Genomic DNA, 18,790 nt, shown 5'->3' on the forward strand with positions numbered 1-18,790 from the left:
AAGAACTCAACTCATCGGCATGATTCGCGGCCTATTTTGTTTGCTATTTCCTAAAAAGTCTTTCGAGGAGCTCGACGGTGGCCAACTCACCTTCCGCCAAAAAACGTGCAAAACAGGCTGAGAAGCGTCGCAGCCACAACGCCAGCCTGCGTTCCATGGTTCGTACCTACATCAAGAATGTAGTTAAGGCCATCGACGCAAAAGACGCTGCCAAAGCTCAAGCCGCTTACGTTCTGGCTGTGCCAGTTATCGACCGTATGGCCGATAAAGGCATCATCCACAAGAACAAGGCCGCTCGTCATAAGAGCCGCCTGAATGGCCACGTCAAGGCCCTGAACGTTGCCGCTGCCGCCTAAGCGACTCGTTCATTAAAAAACCGACCTCAGGGTCGGTTTTTTATTGCCTGCAATTTGATGGGCGCATAAAAAAACTGTGGGAGCGAGCTTGCTCGCTCCCACAGTTTGATTTGCGTGAAATTACTGAGCGTGGGCCCACGGCAAAATCGGAATCGCCGTCACCGCATTCTGCGGACTGCCCTCGATCAAGCGATCGCTGTACACCAGATACACCAGCGTATTGCGCTTCTTGTCGAGAAAGCGCACCACCTGCATGGTCTTGAACACCAGGGACGTGCGCTCCTTGAACACCTCGTCGCCATCCTTGAGCTCGCCCTTGAAGCTGATTGGCCCAACCTGCCGGCAAGCGATAGATGCCTCGGCACGATCCTCGGCCAACCCCAGACCACCCTTCACGCCGCCAGTCTTGGCCCGCGACAGGTAGCAGGTCACACCATCGACCTTGGGGTCATCAAAGGCCTCGACCACGATCCGGTCATTCGGCCCGACAAACTTGAACACCGTCGATACCTGACCGATCTCTTCGGCCGAAGCCAGCAGGGGCATCATCAACAGCAACCCCAACAATCCTTTTGCCACGCGCATTCAGGTATCCCTTCAGACCAGAATCAGGTTATCGCGGTGAACCAGTTCCGGCTCCGCCATGTAACCCAACAGACCAACAATCGCCTCAGACGACTGACCAATGATTTTTTGTGCTTCCAGCGCACTGTAGTTGGCCAGGCCACGGGCGATCTCACGACCGTCCGGCGCCACGCAGACCACCATTTCACCGCGACGGAAGCTGCCCTGCACCAATTTGACCCCGACCGGCAGCAAGCTCTTGTTGCCCTGGGACAACGCGATCACCGCACCCGCATCCAGCACCAGGGTGCCACGGGTTTGCAGATGACCGGCCAGCCACTGCTTGCGCGCAGCCAGCATGCCGCGCTCCGGCGACAGCAAGGTGCCGATGCGCTCGCCCGCCTTGAGACGATCCAGCACACGCTCAAGCCGCCCACCGACGATGATGGTGTGAGCACCGGAACGCGCCGCCAAGCGCGCAGCGCGCAGCTTGGTCTGCATGCCGCCACGCCCCAGCGCCCCGCCCGTACCGCCCGCCACCGCATCGAGCGCCGGATCATCGGCGCGCGCCTCGTAAATCAGCTGGGCATCCGGATTGTTGCGCGGATCAGCGTCGAACATGCCGTCACGATCCGTCAGAATCACCAGCAAATCCGCCTCGACCAGGTTCGCCACCAACGCTGCCAGAGTGTCGTTGTCGCCAAAACGGATTTCATCGGTGACCACGGTGTCATTTTCATTGATCACCGGAATGACTTTCAGCTCGACCAGTGCACGCAAGGTACTGCGGGCATTCAGGTAGCGCTTGCGGTCGGACAGGTCGTCATGGGTCAGGAGAATCTGCGCGGTATGCCGGCCATGCTCGGCAAAGCTCGACTCCCAGGCTTGCACCAGCCCCATCTGACCGATTGCAGCAGCGGCCTGGAGCTCGTGCATCGCACTGGGTCGTGAGGTCCAGCCCAGACGGCTCATACCGGCCGCCACTGCCCCGGAGGACACCAGCACCAGCTCGACACCCGCCTCATGCAAGGCCACCATCTGCTCAACCCAGACACCCATTGCCGCGCGATCCAGGCCTTTGCCGTCCGCCGTCAGCAAAGCGCTGCCGATCTTCACGACCCAACGCTGCGCACCTGTCACCTTGCTCCGCATCATCTTCAACCTTAGCTTGAGGGCAGCGCGACCTGGCACTGCCCGTGACGTTATTCGTGGTTATTCGTGACCAACAATCGATTTCCAGATACCAAAACGCCGCTCGATTGAGCGGCGCTTAAGTTTATCGCAACGAATCAGTCACGCACGTAAATGATTTCCGGACCGTCTTCATCATCCACATCTTCTTCGTCCCAATCATCGTCACCAATGTCGTGGACCGACTTCACGCCGCTGCGACGCAGGGCACGCTTGTCATCCAGCGCCTGCAGTTGCGCACGAGCTTCGTCTTCGATGCGCTGATCGAGATCAGCCAGCTCTTCCTTGTAAGCCGGGTCATTGGCCAGGCGATCAGCACGATCTTCCATGTAACGCATGATGTCGTGGCACAGACGCTCGGTACCGAGCTTGGAGATGGCCGAGATCACGTAGACCGGACCAGTCCACTCCAGGCGATCAACGATTTCCTTGACGCGAGCATCATGCTCTTCATCAAGGATCTGGTCGCACTTGTTCAGGATCAGCCAGCGATCACGCTCCGCCAGGGACGGGCTGAACTTGATCAGCTCGCTGACGATCACTTCAGCGGCATCCGGTGCGCTGGTGTCATCCAGCGGCGCCATGTCCACGAGATGCAGCAGTAGACGTGTACGCGCCAAGTGCTTGAGGAAGCGAATGCCCAGACCAGCACCGTCGGAAGCGCCTTCGATCAAACCCGGAATATCGGCAATGACGAAGCTCTTCCAGCGATCGACGCTGACCACACCCAGGTTCGGCACCAGCGTGGTGAACGGGTAGTCGGCAACTTTCGGCTTGGCAGCCGAAACCGAACGGATAAAGGTACTTTTACCGGCGTTCGGCAAACCCAGCAGACCTACGTCAGCCAGCACTTTCATTTCCAGTTTCAGGTCGCGCTGCTCACCCGGCTTGCCCGGAGTGGTCTGGCGCGGCGCACGGTTGGTACTGGATTTGAAACGGGTGTTGCCCAGACCGTGCCAGCCGCCCTGCACCACCATCAATTTCTGACCAGCCTTGGTCAGGTCGCCGATGACTTCCTGAGTCGCGGAGTCGATCACCGTGGTGCCGACCGGAACGCGCAGGATCAGGTCTTCACCCTTCTTGCCGGTGCAGTCGGTGCTGCCGCCGTTGGAGCCACGCTCGGCATCGAAGTGCCGGGTGTAACGGTAGTCCACCAGGGTGTTGAGGTTTTCGTCGGCCATCATGTAGATGGAACCGCCGTCACCGCCATCACCGCCGTTCGGGCCACCGTTCTCGATAAATTTTTCCCGACGGAAACTCATGGCGCCATTGCCGCCGTCACCAGCCTTTACGCGAATCGATACTTCATCAACAAACTTCATAACAAACGCCTCTCGCCATACGGACGAGCCGAAAAACAATCAAGACATAAGACTCTTGCAAAAATGAGCGCAGCGACCCCAAACCACGACACCTACATCGTACGCCGACAGCCCATGCAAACAGCTTTGCAAGAGACTCACCCCACAAACGAAAAAGCCCCGTCGCGAGACAGGGCTTTTCCAGCGATCGCGCAATTAAGCCGCGACTACGCTCACGTAACGACGACCGAAGGCGCCTTTTACTTCGAACTTGATCACGCCTTCGACTTTAGCGAAGAGGGTGTGATCTTTACCCATGCCAACGCCGTAGCCAGCGTGGAATTGGGTGCCGCGCTGACGCACGATGATGTTGCCTGCTTTGATAGCCTGGCCGCCATACATCTTCACGCCAAGGCGTTTGGCTTCTGAGTCGCGACCGTTACGGGTACTACCACCAGCTTTTTTGTGTGCCATGAGTTCAATTCTCCTAGTGAGGAATTAGGCTGTAATTAAGCCTGAATACCGGTGATTTTGATCTCGGTGTACCACTGGCGGTGGCCCATACGCTTCATGTGGTGCTTACGGCGACGGAACTTGATGATGCGGACTTTATCGTGACGACCTTGGGAGATCACTTCAGCCACAACGGTAGCGCCAGCAACAACTGGAGCGCCGATATTCACGTCGTCACCGTTGGCAACCAACAGAACGCGATCAAAGGTAACGGATTCGCCGGTAGCGATTTCCAGTTTTTCGATCTTCAGGTATTCACCTGGGGCGACTTTGTACTGCTTGCCGCCAGTAACGATTACTGCATAAGACATGGTATTTCTCCGATAATCCTGCTCACCCAGCTCTTTATAAGAAGAGGTATTGGCTGGCATGGCTGCATGGGGCTGGAGGCCCGCTTGCAATTGCGTAAGGCAGGTGCTGCCCAGGAAGTTCAGGGTGCGCGATTGTACGCAAGCCACGAGTCCCTTGCAAGGGGCCGTCCATCGCGCCTTGACACCTGCAGGCGTGGGTCCTAGCATGCCGCGCAACCCTTCTGGAGCGACTGTCGCTGATGCAACCCCAAGCTTTCTACCGCGCGGTCGCGGACGATTTTAGCGCCGTCGACGGCATCATCAAGAAGCAGCTGACTTCGCGCGTGCCGCTTGTATCGAAAATCGGCGATTACATTACCTCGGCCGGCGGCAAACGCCTGCGTCCTTTACTAGTGTTGCTGTGTGGCAAGGCCCTGGGTCGCGAAGGCGACGAACTGCGTCTGCTGGCCGCGACCATCGAGTTTCTGCACACCGCTACCCTGCTGCATGACGACGTGGTCGACATGTCCGGCATGCGCCGTGGCCGCTCGACCGCCAACGCCATGTGGGGCAACGCGCCAAGCGTGCTGGTCGGTGACTTCCTGTATTCGCGCTCCTTCGAAATGATGGTCGAGCTGGGCTCGATGCCGGTGATGAAGATCCTTTCGCAGGCCACGCGCATCATCGCTGAAGGCGAAGTGTTGCAGCTATCGAAGGTTCGTGACGCCAGCACCACCGAAGAAACCTACATGGAAGTCATCCGCGGCAAGACCGCGATGCTCTTCGAAGCCTCGACCCACAGTGCTGCAGCCCTGTGCGAAGCCACACCGGAACAGGCCGAAGCCCTGCGTACATTCGGGGATCACCTGGGGGTGGCCTTCCAGCTGGTCGACGACCTGCTGGACTACAAAGGCGACGCCGAAACCCTGGGCAAGAACGTCGGTGACGATCTGGCCGAAGGCAAGCCGACGCTGCCGCTGATCTACACCATGCGTGAAGGCACACCGGAGCAGGCCGCCCTGGTGCGCAAGGCGATCCAGAAAGGCGGAATCGAAGATCTGGAAAGCATCCGCGAAGCCGTGGAAGCCTCGGGCTCGCTGGAGTACACCGCGCAACTGGCACGCGATTATGTGGCCCGCGCGATCAAGTGCCTCGAAACGCTACCGCCGAGCGAGTATCGCGATGCACTGGTTGAACTGAGTGAGTTCGCGGTCGCCCGCACGCACTGACAACACTGTAAAACCCTGTGGGAGCGAGCTTGCTCGCGATTAGGCACTTACATTCAACATAGTTGTTGACTGAAAGGACGCTATCGCGAGCAAGCTCGCTCCCACAGGTTTGTTCCCCTACAGGTTTATCCTCGCCCCACCCTCTCCCGCTTAAAACCCTATACAATGTGCGCTTTTTAGCGATCCTGAATCCAAGGAGCCTTAGTGAGCACGTTGCCACCCTGCCCAAAATGCAATTCCGAATACACCTATGAAGACGGCGCGCAGCTGATCTGCCCCGAGTGCGCCCACGAATGGTCCGCCAGCGGTGAAACCGAAGCGGCGTCCGATGACGCAGTGAAAAAGGATTCGGTTGGCAACGTCCTGCAGGACGGCGACACCATCACCGTGATCAAGGACCTCAAGGTCAAGGGTACGTCTTTGGTGGTCAAGGTCGGCACCAAGGTCAAGAACATCCGCCTGTGCGATGGCGATCACGACATCGATTGCAAGATCGACGGCATCGGCCCGATGAAACTCAAGTCCGAGTTCGTCAGAAAAGTCTGAACCTGCAGTTGTCCATCCCGCGCCCAGCGTGGGATGGCGCCTCCCTCTCCCCCGCTTCGCCCAGTAAATCCTCGCAATAGCCAAATGCCAGTCGTTTTGACCTGACGCAATCCTTACCTGGAAAAAAGCGTAAACCGCCAATAGGCGCTTGCTATTTAGCGAATAAGAATTATTCTCATAAAACCCTCAGTGGAGATGAGAACCATGACTTATCTGATCGATGCCTGGCTGGACCGACCACACCCTTACCTCAGGATCCTGCATCGGGAAACCGGGGAAGTCTGTGCGGTGCTTGAAGAAGAAGCCTTGAACGAACTGCAAGACCAAGGTGATCTTGACCTAAATGGCCTGAGCTCCAGCGAGCCGGTGGTGCTCAAGGAACTGGTGCGCAATCTGTTTCTGTTCTGCTATGCCCGGGCATTGCGCCCGCACAGTGAACTGCACCACAAGATCGAAATATGAAACACCGTAAAAACTGTGGGAGCGAGCTTGCTCCGGGCGGCGCTCCGACGATAGCGGATGTTCCATCACAGAAACGTTGACTGACACACCGCCATCGCGAGCAAGTCGGATCGCCGCACCGTCGCTCCCACATTAGCCCGACGTCATATCGGGCCTGGTCTTACAGAACGTCGAGCAGTTCGACGTCGAACACCAGTACGCTGTGCGGCGGGATGCTGCCAACGCCTTGAGCGCCGTAAGCCAGTTCGCTCGGCACGTACAGGCGCCATTTGCTGCCGGCGTTCATCAGTTGCAGGGCTTCGGTCCAGCCGGCGATCACGCCGCCAACCGGGAATTCTGCAGGCTCTCCACGATCGTAGGAGCTGTCGAACACGGTGCCGTTGATCAAAGTGCCGTGGTAGTGAGTACGCACGGTGTCTTCACGGGATGGCTTGGCGCCTTCGCCGGCAGTCAACACTTCGAACTGCAGGCCGGAAGCCAGAGTGGTGATGCCTTCACGCTTGGCGTTTTCAGCCAGGAAGGCCAGGCCTTCGCCAGCAGCCGCTTCAGCCTTGGCAGCAGCTTCGGCCTGCATGATTTCGCGGATGACTTTGAAGCTGGCGGACATTTCTTCCTGACCCACACGGCTTGGCTTGCCGGCGAATGCGTCGGTCAGGCCAGCCAGGATCGCGTCCAGGCTGACGCCCGGTGGCGGGTTGTCGCGCAGTTGGTCGCCCAGCTGACGGCCAATACCGTAGCTGACGCGGGTTTCGTCGGTGGACAGATTTACTTCGGACATGACACTGCTCCGCTGTGCGGACGGCTCGGGAACTTGCCATGCGTACACAGCGCGTCCCGGAGCGCCCGGAACCAAAAGGGCCAGCAGACTAGCACAGATGTCATGCCATTGATGAGGGACGTCAGGCGATCGGCACCTTCAGGTTTTCTTCCACGTCGGCAACCAGACCGCACATTTCGTCATGCACGACCGTGTGCACAAGGTTGAAGTGCAACTTGGGAAAGGAGCGCAGCACATCACGGGCATGCTCCACCGAACGCAGGCTCATCATATGGCCGTGCGTATCGCTCAGGGGGTACGCCGCGCCATGCATCCGCGCTTCCAGCAGGTATATGCCCCCCTCCATGGAGATCAGGTTCAGCTCATCGACCTTTCCGGCGATGGCATACGCATTCAACTCATTCAGGGTCATGAACGCACCTCACGCAGTGGCGAGCCAACATACTTACAGGGATAGGCCTCTGTGCATCAAAGCACAAGCCACTGGCCAGACCGCTTGTCTGTTATCGCAGGAGGTTGTGGCGAGGGAGCTTGCTCGCCACAAAGGGAGCCGGTGTGGATCAGTGCTTGGTGAGTTTATCCAGGTAACCCATTGCGAATGCCGATACCACGAAAGTCATGTGGATGATCACGTACCACTGCAGATGCTCAGGATCGACGTTCTTGGCATCCATGAAGATGCGCAGCAGGTGAATGGACGAGATCGCCACGATCGACGCGGCCACCTTCATTTTCAGCGACGAAGAGTCCATGGTGCCCAGCCAGTTGAGCTTTTCCTTGGAGTCGTCGATGTCCAGTTGCGAGACGAAGTTCTCGTATCCGGAAATCATCACCATCACCAGCAAACCGCCCACCAGCGCCATGTCGATCAGCGACAACAGCACCAGGATCAAGTCCGATTCGGCCATCGAAAACACGTTCGGGATGACATGGGAGACTTCCTGGAAGAATTTCAGCGCCAGCGCCAGCAACCCGAGGGACAGGCCGAAATAGATCGGCGCCAGCAGCCAGCGCGAGGCGTACATTGTATTTTCGATAAAGCGTTCCATTGAATCTCACATGTGGGCTGAAAATGGCGGCGAGTATACCAGCCGCCCGTCTATACCCAGAAGTAGCCAGAAACCGTCGAAAAATCCGCCACCTGCGCCTGTGTATCAAAGTTTTTCTGCTAGTGTCCAAATCATTGACCGCTCAGTGATATCGGACAGGAAGACTGGAAATGGATGTGCGATTGCCTTTGACGAGTGCCGGAATTTGCATGGCGCTGCTTCTAAGCGGCTGCTCACCCAGCGATGAAAAACGCCAGGTCAGCCTCGAAGAAAAAACCGCGCAATTCGAAAAGTCGCTGGACGCCATCCAGGATCCGAAACTGAAGGATGCCGTGTCGGAGTTGGGCGGCTCACTGCTGCTGCTCGAGCGCGCGCAACTCAAGCTCGACAGTAAACCGGTGGAAACCGAATACGGCGAAGACGCCCTCGCCATGCTCAAGCACTACCCGACCCCGCAGGCCATGGTCGACACCTACATCAACGGGTTGTTCGTGCTGCAAAAGGACTCCAGTTCCGACTACCTGACCGATCTGCAACCGGTGTTTCCCTTCACTTTCAGCGTTCCTGCCGCGTTTTTGTTTCCCCATGGCCTGGAATGGCAGTCGGTCACACTAAGCAATAAACGAGTGATCCCATTCCAGCCGGAATGGTCAGAAACCGACCCCGGCATTCAACTCAGCCCATCGAGTTCCAACCTGACCAGCCCCGATGACCTGACTGTGGCCTACCCCTTCATCGAAGGCCTCGACATCGACAGAAAGCAGCAACCGCAACCGGTGAGCCTGCAGGGCAAAGTCGAGGTCATCGCGCCACGCCGGCTCTACAGCTTCGACCTGACGAAAAAGGACGTAGGCCAGACCCGCACCAATGACAACCTGAGCGTCACCCTGCTCACATTGACGAACAACTACGCGGAAATCGAATACAACAACAGCGCGCCGCTAGCCCCCGAAGTCAGAGAAACACCGCTGAACCCGCTGATCGTCCAGGCCACGGACAGCACCGGGCAATTCATCTCGCGCGCCGGCTCAATCAACGAAACCGCGGTACAAATTGCGTTCTATCAGCAGCAGCTGGCCAAGATGCAGCAGCAAAAGAGCTGGAGCGAAGCCCTGGAAAAACAGCTCGACGAAGAACAGCGCAACTTTGAGAAACAGCAGGCTCGACATTATTCGAAGGTGTACTTCAACGGGACGATCGAAACCCTCGAAGTCAGCATGCTGGATTTTTCCGCCGTCACGGTCACCCGCAAGAGCCTCGACCTGCCGGTCCGGCACTTCGATGCCGAGACCACGGACAAGACCATCCAGCCCTTGAACCTGCCCGTGGTGGTCTATGACGACCAGGCGCCCGGCTGGCTCAAAGGGGCAACGCTGAGCGAGGATCAACTGAAAAAGAACGTCAGCATCAGTCAGTCAATCGACGACCCCAGTGCTGCGCGAATCGAATTCACTCATCTGCGCAGCTTCAACGATGAACTGCTCGGCACATCGTTCAACCCCGGTGAAAGTCCGGTGAGTTTCTTTACTGAAGACGCGAGTGGCAAACGCGACGAGCCGATCGAGTTGCCGCCCGAGGCGTACCAGATCGATCCCCTGCGCGGCACCATTACCTACGATCTGAATCTGTTTGCGCAAACGCCGGCCTATGCGGTGGGCTCGATGCCGCTGTTCCTGGCCACCGTCGAGCAAAAAACCGTCGATGCCCGCCAGCTGCCCAAAGGCCTCGAGCTTAAAGCCAATGCTCTGGTGGTTGATTTGAAGGCGTTTCCCGCCCAGGACTGGCGCTTTTTCGCCAAGGACGACACCGGCAATTACTTGAAGGAGATTCTATCGGTCAGCCATGGCGCGAGCGCACAAGGGCCGGCACAGTTTGCCGTGCATTACTTCTACGGACAGCCTACGCGCCTGGAAACCTATCAGCGCACTGACCTCGCCACCGTGCAGTATGGTTTCGAGGTCAAACTCGACAAGGCCGACATGACGCGCCTTGATCAATAGTGCGAATCAGTGCTCGGGGTGAAACTCGAAGCCGCCAACGTTACGGCAGCGACCACCGTTGATTTCCCGCAACTGGGCTTGCAGGTGCAGGCACCAGATTTGCGGATCGTTGGCCAACTCGTAGCCGTGCAAGGTCAGGCTTTCAACGATGGTGTCGAGGATTGATTCAGCGACGAACGGACCGTGAAACGGGCCTTGGGCCTTGATGGCCGAAGGTTGTTCACCGGCCATTCCGGCGGCGAACAGCAGAGTCCACATGCCCGTATCTCCCGCCAACGGACGGATGGCACACTCGATACGGGTCTCAAGGCCCAGGCATCGACGGGTGAGGCAGAGGTTGCGCGACATGGCGGCGACCCTCGGTAGATCCGGTATTCAGCCCCCATGCGAAGGCTGTTTCGATCCTGTGATTACTGTCGACATCCTTGAGCAGATAATAGAAGAAAAGTCTGCCTTGCAGGCAGGCCGATACTGAAAGGCGCCGAATGGTCACAGCATGAATATTGACGTCATTTCGACGACGCTTTTTTACCATTCACCCCAAACAAAATGTGGGAGCGAGCTTGCTCCGGGCGGCGTTCCGACGATGGCGGTCGAACATTCAACATATTGGTCGAATGAACGTCCGCTATCGCGAGCAAGCTCGCTCCCACAGGGGCGGCTTGCGCTTGGCTCAACGATGCATCAAGCCGGTTTGGTTTCTGCCAAAGCCTCTTGCGCCAACTCCTTCTCGGCCTCTTTCAGATCATCGTCACTGATCATTTCCGCGATAACCCGCAGACGCTCCACGACCCGCGCGTTCACGCTGCCTTCAGGGAACTCGCCATTCTCGTCCGGCTCGCCGGCTGGCTCGCCAACCAGCAAACTCAAGGCTTCGTCGGCCTGACGGACCGCGTAGACATGGAATTGCCCCGCACGTACCGCCGCCAGCACCTTCTCGTCGAGCATCAGCGTGGCAACGTTGGCGTGAGGAATGATTGCCCCCTGCTCGCCGGTCAACCCGCGGGCCTCGCACAGACGGAAGAAGCCCTCGATCTTCTCGTTGACTCCGCCGACCGCCTGCACTTCGCCGAACTGGTTGATGGAACCGGTGATGGCAAAGCACTGCTTGAGCGGGGTTTTCGACAAGGCCGAGATCAGGGTGCAGGCCTCGCCCAGGGAAGCACTGTCGCCATCGACATAACCGTAGGATTGCTCCAGGGCGATACTCGCGGAAATCGCCAGCGGAAACTCCTGGGCGTAACGACTGCCCAGATAACCGGTAAGGATCATCACGCCTTTGGAGTGGATCGGCTGGCCGAGGTTGACCTCGCGCTCGATGTCGACAATGCCGCTGCCGCCCGGGTACACCGTGGCGGAAATCCGCGCCGGTATACCAAAGGCCGAATCGCCGACTTCAAGCACGGTCAGGCCGTTGCACTTGCCGACCGCCGCACCCGCGGTGTCGATCAGGATGATCCCGGCCAGCATGTCGTCGAGAATCCGCGCCGAAACCCGCCCGGTCCGCGTGGCCTTGGCCTTGAGTGCCCGTTCGATGTGCCCGGCGTCGGTCATTTCATCGCCAGCCAGGTGACGAATGAAATCCGCCTCGCTGACCAGTTGGAACAAATCACCGATGCGCGCCGACAAGCGCCCCTGGTGCTCGGCCAGTCGGGCGCTGTAGGTCGCCAGGCGCGCCACCGCATCGGCGGTGAGCGGCGCCATGCCTTCTTCGGAAGTACGGGTTTTGAGCAACTGGGCGAACTGCTCCAGGCTCTCGTCGACCATCGGGATGTCTTCGTCGAAATCCACCAGAACGCGGAACATTTCCTGGAAGTCCGGATCGAGGTCTTGCAGCGTGTAATACAGCTGACGGGCACCGATGATGACGACTTTGACCTGCAACGGAATGTGTTGCGGGGTCAGGGTCACGGTGGCCAGGCGGCCCAGCTCACCCAGCGGCGATTCCATTTTCAGCTTGCGCGATTGCAGGGCGCGTTTGAGCGCATCCCACACGAACGGCTCGCTGAGCATTTTGTCCGCTTCAAGGATCAGGAAACCGCCATTGGCCCGGTGCAAGGCACCCGGGCGCAGTTGCCGGTAGGTGGTGTACAGCGCGCCCTGATCGGTGCTGTATTCAATGCGACCGAAGAGGTTTTCATAGGTCGGGTGCGGCTCGAACACCACCGGCGCGCCGCCGCTGGCCGAATGACCAACCACCAGGCTCGGCGCGTATTGCTCTTCCAGCAACTTGCGGGCGACAGCATCGATTTTGCTATCGTCCACCAGTTGCTCGACCACCGTCTTGAGCAAATACACCTGCATGGCTTGCAGATAACCGCACACCGCGGCGTTCTCGGCGTATTTCTCCGACAACGGCGACAGCAACGGCTGCAAGGCCAGGGTGATGGTTTCTTCGTTCAGATGACGCAGTTGGTTACTCGACTCGCGCTTCCATTGCGGCAGGCTGGCGAGCTCTTCGTTCAGGCGCTCCTCCAGTACCGAAATATCCTCGTGGAAGCGCTCGCGCTCGGCTTCCGGCAACTGGGCGAATTCAGCTTCGTCCAATGCCTTGCCGTCGCCCATCGGGGTAAATGCAATGTTGCTGGCGTCGCGGTAGAGCGCGACGTCCTTTTCCAGCGCCAGACGCTCGATGACGTCCAGGGCCTTGTCATAGCGCTGGTTGAAGGCGCGGTCGATGCTGCTTTTTTTCTGCTGGTAGGACGGATGCTCGAAGACTGCCGGAAACGTCGCCAGCAGGTTGTCGATCAAGCCGTTGATGTCACCGATGAAGGCACCGGCGCTGCCCGACGGCAGCTCCAGCGCGCGCGGCTCGCGCGGCTCATCGAAATTGTTGACGTAGACCCAGTCCGCTGGGGTCTGCAGGCGCTTGCCTTCGGCCTTGAGGTAGCGTTTGACGAACGAGAACCGGCCAGTGCCGGGCTCGCCCATGACGAATACGTTGTAACCGGGGCGTGGCATGGCCACACCGAACTGCAAGGCTTCGACCGCACGTTCCTGGCCAAGCACACCGCGAAAGGGCTCCAGATCATTGGTGGTGGAGAAGCTGAACTGTTCAGCGGAAAACGGACGGGTCAGCGCTTCGGGCGCTAGACGCAAGCTGGCAGCAACAGGATCAGGCATCGGGCTTCCTTAACAATCAGGCGGGGCAGATGGCAGCATTCTGGCGCCGCCCATGCCCGACTGGCAAGGAGTGCCGCAGGCCTGAGCATCTTCAATCCGCCAACCCCAGGCGGGCCGGGCTTGCGCCGCGGTTTCCCATGAATGCTTTGCAAAAAATCACGGAACCCCGTGATCGTGCCTAAACTCCAGACTGCTCGGCTGGACTAATGACCGGCCCACTTATCCATTGGTAGGCACATAAAGAGAACAAAGCTATGAAACGGATTCTTCTCGGTACTCTCTTCACTGCTGTATCCATCAACGCCATGGCTCAGGCGCCAGGCGGCCCGGATTGCGGTTGGGGCAACATGCTGTTCGAAGGTCAGCGTGGTACTCCTGCTCACTTCCTGGCATCCACCACCAACGGCACCTCCGGCAACGCAACCTTCGGCATGACCTCCGGTACCAACGGTTGCGCAACCAACGCGTCGCTGACCTATGGCGGTAAATCCTGGTTTGCCATGAATGGCATGATGAACGAGCTGTCCGAAGACATGGCCAAAGGTCAGGGCGAAGCGCTGACCACCTATGCCGTGGTACTGGGCGTAGCGCCGGAAGACCGTGCGCACTTCGCCGCCGTCACTCACGAGCACTTCCAGCAGATCTTCAGCAAGGCTGACGTGACTGCCGAAGACGTGCATACCAATACCCTGGCCGTGCTCAAAGCCGACCCTCGTCTGGCCAAGTACGCGACTCAAGCTTAAGCTCGACCCGCCCCGCTTCTTTCGGGAAGCGGTTTTTGTTTTTTGGACCTGCCCCTTTTTGGGTCTTTTTCTCAAGTATTCAAGTTGCCATCTATGCTCAAACGCCTTGCCTGGCTGGCGCTGTGTGCCTGCGCCCCGCTATCCGCCGCGCCTCAGATCGACCCTCAACGTTTGCAGCAACTGGCCAACGACCCTTTCTGGATATCCCTGGGCCATTATGAAACCGCCAAGCTCGGCGGCTGGCGCAGCTATGTCAGCGACCCGAAATTCTTCCTCGCCGCTGACGGCAATGAACGTCCGGACCATGAACTGGCGGCGACTGTACAAGCCTTGTACGGCCCGGCCAGTGCCGGTGAACAACACGCTCAATGCGTCTACCCGGCGCGCACCCGCTGGCTGAAAGAACAACTCGGCCTGACCGGCCTGCCGACGCCGGACTGCGCCGGGTTCAAGCAATGGTTCAAGGACGTCTCGCCCGACAGCACGGTGATGATCTTTCCGGCGGCGTATCTGAACAGTCCGTCCTCGATGTTCGGCCACACCCTGCTGCGCATCGATCAGGCCGAAGTGCAGAGCGACAAGACTTCGCTGCTCAGTTACGCGATCAACTTCGGCGCCTACATCGAGGGCTCGGACAACAGCATCCTCTATGCCTGGAAAGGCCTGATGGGCGGCTATCCCGGCCTGTTTGCGCTAGTGCCTTACCAGGAAAAACTCTCGGAATACCGCAGCCTGGAAAACCGCGACCTGTGGGAATACCGCCTGAACCTGACCCAACAGGAAACCGCGCGCATGGTCGAGCACGTCTGGGAACTGAAGCAGATCAAGTTCGACTATTTCTTCTTCGACGAAAACTGCTCATACCGTTTGCTGGAACTGCTGCAAGTGGCCCGCCCGCGCTTGCGCCTGACCGAACAATTCCCGCTCACGGCCATCCCCACCGACACTGTCAAAGCCGTGAAAAATGCCGGGCTGGTGGAATCCATCCAGTATCGTCCGTCCCGGGAACGCGAGTTGCTCAGTCGCGCCGAACCGTTTAACCCTGAAGAGCAGCAATGGGTACTGAAAGTCAGCGCCGATCAGAACCAATTGCAGGACCCGGCGTTCAAAGCACAACCCCGCGACCGCCAGGCGCTGATCATCGATGCGGCCTATCGTCTGGAGCGCTACCGCGCCAATGGCCGGGAGCGCGACCCGGCGCGCGCCCAGCGCAGCTTCGAACTGTTGCGGGCAATCAACCAGAATCCGGCGCCGGAGCTGGATATCCCGCAACCCGGCCTGCCTGAAGACGGTCACGAGTCCCGTACCTGGCAACTCGGCCTCGGTACCCGTGGCGATAAAGCCTTTGGCGAGTACGGCTTGCGCATGGCTTATCACGACCTCAATGACAACAGCGAAAGCTTTCCCCTTGGCGCGCAGATCGAAATCCTGCAATTGAAACTGCGCCAGTACGAAGGCAATGACTGGCAAGTGCAACGCCTGGACCTGGCGACCATTCGCTCCCTGACCCCGCGTAACGAGTTGCTGCAACCTCTGTCATGGCAAGTTACCGGCGGCCTGGAGCAGGTGCCGGGCAAACATGATGACCAGACCCTGGTCAGCCACGTCAACGGTGGTGGCGGCGGTACCTGGCAATTGGGCGATGACCTGCTCGGATTTGCCCTGGGCACTGTGCGTATCGAGCACAACAATGATTTTGCCGCGTTCATCGCGCCGGCCGCCGGCTTCAACAGTGGTGTGCTGTGGAAAAATCCGCTGGGCAACTTGAGCCTGGAAGCCAAGGGTGATTTTTTCACCAATGGCGAAGTGCGTCGTAGCCTGAGCCTGAACCAGCAGTGGGAAATATCCCGCAATCTCGGTCTGCGCTTGAGCGCCCAGCGTGAGTTCAGCCATTTGGCGACGGCCGAGAACGAAGTGATGCTTGAGCTGAAGTGGTATCACTACTGACCAGATACCCCCCTGTGGGAGCGAGCTTGCTCGCGATGGCGGCCTTTCAGCCAACACACTTGTTGAATGTCAGTCCCTCATCGCGAGCAAGCTCGCTCCCACAGGGACTCGTCGTTTGCCGAAACGATTGATCACACACCTTTCACAACCACCCGACGAATCCACTTCTAGACTTTCTCTATGGGCAGCGTATCCAAGGGATGAGCGCAACAGCCATCTGAAAGAACGGGACAAAGCCTGGCAGCAGCAGAAAGACCAGGACACCACCCGGGCCTATCGCTCGCCGTAAGTCGCTTTCAGACATCCAGTGAAACCGGATGCCTGCGACCATGACCCAAACCCTATACCGGGAGAATTCCATGAGCCGTGCCTTCGTCAATGAAGATAACGCCACCGCGCAAGCCGATCAGCCAGTCGAACGGCAAGTCAGCGCGCAGCCCAATTACGTCACGCCGCAAGGTCTGAAGCTGTTGCAGGGCAAAGTCGCCGAACTGCAAACCCTGCATGCCGAGCAATCGGCAAAAGGTGAGCAGGCGGACAAACAGCGCCTGGCCGATCTCGAGCGTGATCTGCGTTATTTCAAACAGCGCCTGGGCAGCGCTCAGGTGGTACCCGCCGCGACCTCGACCCAGAAAGTGCAAATCGGCAGTTGGGTGACCTACGCCGATGAACACGCCACCGAGCGCCGGGTACAACTGGTGGGCGAAGATCAGGCCGATGCCGCCCACGGCCTGATCAATTGGGGCTCACCGCTGGGCCGGGCGCTGCTCGGCGCACAACTCAACGACGAAGTACTGTGGCAGCGCCCCGCCGGGGATCAAATGATTGAAGTGATTCGCATCGAACCGACTTAAACGACGCCTTGGGCCAGCATGGCATCGGCGACCTTCACGAAGCCGGCGATGTTCGCGCCCTTGACGTAATTGACCCGACCGTCCTCTTCGCCGTAGTGCACGCAAGCGTGGTGAATCGACTGCATGATCGCGTGCAGCTTGCTGTCCACTTCGCCACCGGTCCACGCCAGGCGCATGGCGTTCTGCGACATTTCCAGCCCGCTCACCGCCACGCCGCCGGCGTTGGACGCCTTGCCTGGTGCGAACAGAATGTCGGCCTCGATGAACAGGTCCACCGCCTCGAGGGTGGTCGGCATGTTCGCGCCTTCGGCCACACAGATGCAGCCGTTGCGCAGTAAGGTGCGGGCGGCTTCGACATCCAGTTCGTTTTGCGTCGCGCACGGCAGCGCGATATCGCAGCTCAGGCTCCATGGCAGCTGACCGGCGCGGAACTCCAGGCCAAAACGGCCAGCCAGTTCACGGATGCGCCCGCGTTGTACGTTTTTCAGCTCCAGTACGGCCAGCCATTGCTCTTCGGTCAAACCGCTTTCGCAATACAGCGTGCCTTCGGAGTCGGACAGCGAAATCACTTTGCCGCCCAGATCCATGACCTTGCGCGCGGCGTACTGCGCGACGTTACCCGAACCGGAAATCGCCACGCGCTTGCCTTCGACCGCCAGGCCACGGCGCTTGAGCATTTCTTCGGCGAAGTACACGCAACCGAAACCGGTAGCTTGCGGGCGAATCAGGCTGCCGCCGTAGCTTGGGCCTTTGCCGGTCAGCACGCTGGTGAACTGGTTGCTCAAGCGCTTGTGCTGGCCGAACAGGAAACCGATTTCCCGCGCACCGACGCCGATGTCCCCGGCTGGCACGTCAACGTCCGCACCAATGTGGCGATACAACTCGCTCATGAAGGCCTGACAGAAGCGCATGACTTCCGCGTCGCTTTTGCCTTTGGGGTCGAAGTCCGAACCACCCTTGCCACCGCCCATGGGCAATGAAGTCAGGGAGTTTTTGAAGGTCTGTTCGAAGGCGAGGAATTTCAGGACGCCCATGTTCACCGACGGGTGGAAACGCAGACCGCCCTTGTACGGGCCGATCGCGCTGTTCATCTGGATGCGGAACCCGCGATTGACCTGGACTTTGCCCTGATCGTCGACCCACGACACGCGAAACACCAGCGCCCGCTCCGGCTCACAGATGCGCTCCAGAATGCCCGAGGTCAGGTAATGCTGATTGGCCTCAAGAAACGGCCACAGACTGCGCAGAACTTCTTCCACAGCCTGGTGGAATTCGGGTTGATCCGGGTCGCGTTTTTTCAGGCGCGCAAGAAAGGATTCGACGGATTCGATCATGGAAAAGTCTCGGCAGATTGATTGTCGTTGTAGGAGATCGAGCCGGACTGTAACAAACGACTTGCGCACAAGAACAGCGCAAAATGTCGCACTTATGAAGTTAAATGGTGCACAGGATATAAATTAATCTGGTTTTTTGAGTGTTTTTGCACCTGAACAGGGATTATTAATTCAAGTCCCGCACCATCAGGTACACCGCCATCGCGGGCAAGCCCGCTCCCACAGTGTTCGTGAAGACTTTTAGATCTCGGGCAATCCACATTCCTGTGGGAGCAGGCTTGCCTGCGATGAATTCAGCACGGTGTCACTGCCTCCCCCCCCAATCGGCATAGGGGACGGCCTTCATAGACCGTACCCCTGCCACACCACCCGGCATGCGGGTCCGCACCGGGCGGTTCGAGGGATTGAGGTCAGGAGAGACGTGGAAGTCCCAAGCGATCAAACCACGCGAGATTAAGCACCCAATTCAAGGCCCATCGACTGTTGTCCCACCAACGACGGGTGTTACAT

19 protein-coding genes are annotated in these 18,790 nt (G+C 58.7%); 8 read left to right on the top strand and 11 right to left on the bottom strand.

Translation table 11 applies throughout. The features are described 5' to 3' along the window. The first annotated feature begins 77 nt into the window (after nucleotides 1-77). Complete coding sequence (gene rpsT, locus AC1DU9_RS21975) at nucleotides 78-356, top strand: 30S ribosomal protein S20 (RefSeq protein ID WP_007970922.1); 279 nt, start codon at nucleotides 78-80, stop codon at nucleotides 354-356. 120 nt (nucleotides 357-476) lie between these two features. Here the strand turns inward: rpsT and AC1DU9_RS21980 are convergent, their stop codons facing one another. The 5 genes from AC1DU9_RS21980 to rplU form a co-directional block, all read right to left on the bottom strand. Next, a complete protein-coding gene (locus AC1DU9_RS21980) occupies nucleotides 477-941 on the bottom strand; it encodes a CreA family protein (RefSeq protein ID WP_223463603.1) in 465 nt (154 codons plus the stop codon). Between the two features lie 12 nt (nucleotides 942-953). Then, nucleotides 954-2,072 carry a glutamate 5-kinase gene (gene proB / locus AC1DU9_RS21985; RefSeq protein WP_223463612.1) on the bottom strand — a complete coding sequence of 373 codons (1,119 nt, stop codon included), beginning with the start codon at nucleotides 2,070-2,072 and terminating at the stop codon, nucleotides 954-956. A gap of 137 nt (nucleotides 2,073-2,209) precedes the next feature. Beyond that, the gene (gene cgtA, locus AC1DU9_RS21990; RefSeq protein WP_223463604.1) at nucleotides 2,210-3,433 is read right to left on the bottom strand and encodes an Obg family GTPase CgtA; all 1,224 of its coding nucleotides are present in this window, start codon (nucleotides 3,431-3,433) and stop codon (nucleotides 2,210-2,212) included. A gap of 195 nt (nucleotides 3,434-3,628) precedes the next feature. Continuing rightward, on the bottom strand, nucleotides 3,629-3,886 hold the full coding sequence (gene rpmA / locus AC1DU9_RS21995) for a 50S ribosomal protein L27 (protein WP_003281574.1): 258 nt from the start codon (nucleotides 3,884-3,886) through the stop codon (nucleotides 3,629-3,631). Nucleotides 3,887-3,921: 35 nt separating this feature from the next. After that, nucleotides 3,922-4,236: a 50S ribosomal protein L21 gene (rplU, locus tag AC1DU9_RS22000; protein WP_003176051.1), complete on the bottom strand. Its 315-nt coding sequence runs from the start codon at nucleotides 4,234-4,236 to the stop codon at nucleotides 3,922-3,924. 239 nt (nucleotides 4,237-4,475) lie between these two features. Here rplU and AC1DU9_RS22005 point away from each other — a divergent pair, with 239 nt between their 5' ends. The 3 genes from AC1DU9_RS22005 to AC1DU9_RS22015 all read left to right on the top strand — a co-directional run bounded on the left by AC1DU9_RS22005 (nucleotide 4,476) and on the right by AC1DU9_RS22015 (nucleotide 6,452). Further along, a complete protein-coding gene (locus AC1DU9_RS22005) occupies nucleotides 4,476-5,444 on the top strand; it encodes a polyprenyl synthetase family protein (protein WP_223463605.1) in 969 nt (322 codons plus the stop codon). A 204-nt stretch (nucleotides 5,445-5,648) separates the two neighbouring features. Then, a complete protein-coding gene (locus AC1DU9_RS22010) occupies nucleotides 5,649-5,990 on the top strand; it encodes a zinc ribbon domain-containing protein YjdM (RefSeq protein ID WP_108216423.1) in 342 nt (113 codons plus the stop codon). A gap of 204 nt (nucleotides 5,991-6,194) precedes the next feature. Beyond that, entirely contained in the window at nucleotides 6,195-6,452 is a 258-nt protein-coding gene (locus AC1DU9_RS22015) for a PA4570 family protein (protein ID WP_223463606.1), read from the top strand. A 160-nt stretch (nucleotides 6,453-6,612) separates the two neighbouring features. Here the strand turns inward: AC1DU9_RS22015 and AC1DU9_RS22020 are convergent, their stop codons facing one another. From AC1DU9_RS22020 to AC1DU9_RS22030, 3 genes are all read right to left on the bottom strand, one after another. After that, nucleotides 6,613-7,230, bottom strand: a complete 618-nt coding sequence (locus tag AC1DU9_RS22020; protein ID WP_108216420.1) for an FKBP-type peptidyl-prolyl cis-trans isomerase — start codon at nucleotides 7,228-7,230, stop codon at nucleotides 6,613-6,615. 121 nt (nucleotides 7,231-7,351) lie between these two features. Next, nucleotides 7,352-7,642 carry a DUF6482 family protein gene (locus tag AC1DU9_RS22025; RefSeq protein ID WP_108216419.1) on the bottom strand — a complete coding sequence of 97 codons (291 nt, stop codon included), beginning with the start codon at nucleotides 7,640-7,642 and terminating at the stop codon, nucleotides 7,352-7,354. Between the two features lie 148 nt (nucleotides 7,643-7,790). Then, the gene (locus AC1DU9_RS22030; protein WP_108216418.1) at nucleotides 7,791-8,279 is read right to left on the bottom strand and encodes a TIGR00645 family protein; all 489 of its coding nucleotides are present in this window, start codon (nucleotides 8,277-8,279) and stop codon (nucleotides 7,791-7,793) included. Between the two features lie 170 nt (nucleotides 8,280-8,449). Here AC1DU9_RS22030 and AC1DU9_RS22035 point away from each other — a divergent pair, with 170 nt between their 5' ends. Beyond that, nucleotides 8,450-10,279, top strand: a complete 1,830-nt coding sequence (locus AC1DU9_RS22035; protein WP_223463607.1) for a hypothetical protein — start codon at nucleotides 8,450-8,452, stop codon at nucleotides 10,277-10,279. A 6-nt stretch (nucleotides 10,280-10,285) separates the two neighbouring features. On the opposite strand, the gene AC1DU9_RS22040 is transcribed toward AC1DU9_RS22035, so the two are convergent. Both AC1DU9_RS22040 and AC1DU9_RS22045 read right to left on the bottom strand, forming a co-directional pair. Next, a complete protein-coding gene (locus AC1DU9_RS22040; protein ID WP_477810784.1) occupies nucleotides 10,286-10,627 on the bottom strand; it encodes a PA4575 family protein in 342 nt (113 codons plus the stop codon). Nucleotides 10,628-10,963: 336 nt separating this feature from the next. After that, nucleotides 10,964-13,402, bottom strand: a complete 2,439-nt coding sequence (locus tag AC1DU9_RS22045; RefSeq protein ID WP_223463609.1) for a Lon protease family protein — start codon at nucleotides 13,400-13,402, stop codon at nucleotides 10,964-10,966. Between the two features lie 254 nt (nucleotides 13,403-13,656). On the opposite strand from AC1DU9_RS22045, the gene AC1DU9_RS22050 reads away from it, so the two are divergent. From AC1DU9_RS22050 to AC1DU9_RS22060, 3 genes are all read left to right on the top strand, one after another. Continuing rightward, complete coding sequence (locus AC1DU9_RS22050; protein ID WP_007970900.1) at nucleotides 13,657-14,145, top strand: DUF3015 domain-containing protein; 489 nt, start codon at nucleotides 13,657-13,659, stop codon at nucleotides 14,143-14,145. 93 nt (nucleotides 14,146-14,238) lie between these two features. Continuing rightward, nucleotides 14,239-16,092, top strand: coding sequence for an Lnb N-terminal periplasmic domain-containing protein (locus AC1DU9_RS22055; protein ID WP_223463610.1), 1,854 nt, complete (start codon nucleotides 14,239-14,241; stop codon nucleotides 16,090-16,092). A 359-nt stretch (nucleotides 16,093-16,451) separates the two neighbouring features. Further along, nucleotides 16,452-16,946 carry a GreA/GreB family elongation factor gene (locus AC1DU9_RS22060; protein WP_108216413.1) on the top strand — a complete coding sequence of 165 codons (495 nt, stop codon included), beginning with the start codon at nucleotides 16,452-16,454 and terminating at the stop codon, nucleotides 16,944-16,946. On the opposite strand, the gene gdhA is transcribed toward AC1DU9_RS22060, so the two are convergent. Next, a complete protein-coding gene (gene gdhA, locus AC1DU9_RS22065; protein ID WP_223463611.1) occupies nucleotides 16,943-18,280 on the bottom strand; it encodes an NADP-specific glutamate dehydrogenase in 1,338 nt (445 codons plus the stop codon). The two genes, AC1DU9_RS22060 and gdhA, sit on opposite strands and share 4 nt — an antisense overlap. Between the last annotated feature and the right edge of the window lie 510 nt (nucleotides 18,281-18,790).

The sequence above is a fragment of the Pseudomonas sp. P4_C1 genome (assembly GCF_056402155.1).

Excerpts from the sequence above, each read along its gene's own strand:
- AC1DU9_RS21980 (WP_223463603.1), bottom strand. The coding sequence starts at position 941 with ATGCGCGTGGCAAAAGGATTGTTGGGGTTGCTGTTGATGATGCCCCTG.
- proB (WP_223463612.1), bottom strand. The coding sequence starts at position 2,072 with ATGCGGAGCAAGGTGACAGGTGCGCAGCGTTGGGTCGTGAAGATCGGC.
- cgtA (WP_223463604.1), bottom strand. The coding sequence starts at position 3,433 with ATGAAGTTTGTTGATGAAGTATCGATTCGCGTAAAGGCTGGTGACGGC.
- rpmA (WP_003281574.1), bottom strand. The coding sequence starts at position 3,886 with ATGGCACACAAAAAAGCTGGTGGTAGTACCCGTAACGGTCGCGACTCA.
- rplU (WP_003176051.1), bottom strand. The coding sequence starts at position 4,236 with ATGTCTTATGCAGTAATCGTTACTGGCGGCAAGCAGTACAAAGTCGCC.
- AC1DU9_RS22005 (WP_223463605.1), top strand. The coding sequence starts at position 4,476 with ATGCAACCCCAAGCTTTCTACCGCGCGGTCGCGGACGATTTTAGCGCC.
- AC1DU9_RS22015 (WP_223463606.1), top strand. The coding sequence starts at position 6,195 with ATGACTTATCTGATCGATGCCTGGCTGGACCGACCACACCCTTACCTC.
- AC1DU9_RS22020 (WP_108216420.1), bottom strand. The coding sequence starts at position 7,230 with ATGTCCGAAGTAAATCTGTCCACCGACGAAACCCGCGTCAGCTACGGT.
- AC1DU9_RS22025 (WP_108216419.1), bottom strand. The coding sequence starts at position 7,642 with ATGACCCTGAATGAGTTGAATGCGTATGCCATCGCCGGAAAGGTCGAT.
- AC1DU9_RS22030 (WP_108216418.1), bottom strand. The coding sequence starts at position 8,279 with ATGGAACGCTTTATCGAAAATACAATGTACGCCTCGCGCTGGCTGCTG.
- AC1DU9_RS22035 (WP_223463607.1), top strand. The coding sequence starts at position 8,450 with ATGGATGTGCGATTGCCTTTGACGAGTGCCGGAATTTGCATGGCGCTG.
- AC1DU9_RS22040 (WP_477810784.1), bottom strand. The coding sequence starts at position 10,627 with ATGTCGCGCAACCTCTGCCTCACCCGTCGATGCCTGGGCCTTGAGACC.
- AC1DU9_RS22045 (WP_223463609.1), bottom strand. The coding sequence starts at position 13,402 with ATGCCTGATCCTGTTGCTGCCAGCTTGCGTCTAGCGCCCGAAGCGCTG.
- AC1DU9_RS22050 (WP_007970900.1), top strand. The coding sequence starts at position 13,657 with ATGAAACGGATTCTTCTCGGTACTCTCTTCACTGCTGTATCCATCAAC.
- AC1DU9_RS22055 (WP_223463610.1), top strand. The coding sequence starts at position 14,239 with ATGCTCAAACGCCTTGCCTGGCTGGCGCTGTGTGCCTGCGCCCCGCTA.
- AC1DU9_RS22060 (WP_108216413.1), top strand. The coding sequence starts at position 16,452 with ATGAGCCGTGCCTTCGTCAATGAAGATAACGCCACCGCGCAAGCCGAT.
- gdhA (WP_223463611.1), bottom strand. The coding sequence starts at position 18,280 with ATGATCGAATCCGTCGAATCCTTTCTTGCGCGCCTGAAAAAACGCGAC.